The sequence below is a fragment of the Pseudomonas sp. EA_65y_Pfl1_P113 genome (genome assembly GCF_963970525.1).
GTDB classification, from domain to species: domain Bacteria; phylum Pseudomonadota; class Gammaproteobacteria; order Pseudomonadales; family Pseudomonadaceae; genus Aquipseudomonas; species Aquipseudomonas tritici.
The window spans coordinates 1-530 of the sequence record NZ_CAXAQM010000342.1 but is presented as its reverse complement, the minus strand read 5'-3'; the positions used below and the strand labels follow the sequence as shown (position 1 = coordinate 530).

1 protein-coding gene is annotated in these 530 nt (G+C 63.0%); it reads right to left on the bottom strand.

What is annotated here, in order from left to right:
* Window positions 1–365, bottom strand: a 365-nt coding sequence (locus AACY52_RS29950) for an aspartyl protease family protein (RefSeq protein ID WP_339561324.1), incomplete at its 3' end; no start/stop codon positions are given.
* Window positions 366–530 lie beyond the last annotated feature (165 nt).

Sequence of the window (530 nt, the reverse complement as noted above, 5' to 3'; positions counted from 1 at the left end):
ATCGGCAGGCGCGCCCGAGGAGGGGCGGAACGCAACCACAACTGTCCTTGAGACACGTCCAGTACGATGTCGAATTGTCCGAGCAACGGCATCCCCACATTCCCTACCGTGCTCACCGAGGTCCACCGATCAAGGGCGAGCGCCGGAACTAAGGCGCTCGAGAGCGCGCCCAGGCTCACCTTGTCGGCAACGAAGGCCTTGACGATTTGCACTCCCTCGACCCCGCCAAGGGCGGCGGTGGAGACGGTCTTGCCGACGAGAACGGAGTGCGCCTCGATATAGGCGGAGGATAGCATCAACGCCGACGAACTGCCGAAATCGAGCATCAGCGGCACCGGGTCCAGTCCGGCGATGGACGCGAGCACAAACAATTCCCGTTTGGCCCCGTGCCCGAGCGGAAGTACAGTCCATTCCGGACCCCCCACAAAGCTGGCGGTCTTCTCAAATGCAAACCGCCGTGTCGTGAAATCGAGCGCCAGGCAGCCACCCGCTAGTACGTCTGACCCGAGGATCATGTCGATCGGCCGACC